The sequence below is a fragment of the Burkholderia sp. HMSC10F09 genome, from assembly GCF_001806955.1.
Taxonomy (GTDB): Bacteria; Pseudomonadota; Gammaproteobacteria; order Burkholderiales; family Burkholderiaceae; genus Burkholderia; species Burkholderia multivorans.
The window spans coordinates 20047-20347 of sequence record NZ_KV786864.1 but is presented as its reverse complement, the minus strand read 5'-3'; the positions used below and the strand labels follow the sequence as shown (position 1 = coordinate 20347).

At 70.8% G+C, this 301-nt stretch carries 1 protein-coding gene; it reads right to left on the bottom strand.

What is annotated here, in order from left to right; genetic code table 11:
• A partial coding sequence (locus HMPREF3115_RS23835; protein ID WP_256276407.1) for an ATP-binding cassette domain-containing protein occupies positions 1–301 on the bottom strand: 301 nt, incomplete at both ends.

Genomic DNA, 301 nt, shown 5'->3' with positions numbered 1-301 from the left:
GTCGAGGCCGATCAGGTCGATCGCGGCGAGCGCTCGCTCGCGCCGCTCGCGGGCGCCGACGCCGAGCGCCTCGAGGCCGGCCTCGACGTTCTGCAGCACGGTGAGCCACGGGAACAGCGCGAACGTCTGGAATACCATCGCGACGCCTTCGGCCGGCCCGCGCAACGGCTTGCCGAGATACGTGACTTCGCCGCCGGTCGGCTCGATCAGCCCCGCGATGATGCGCAGCAGCGTCGACTTGCCGGAACCGGAACGGCCGAGCAGCCCGACAATTTCGCCTTCGCGCAGCGACAGGTTCGCG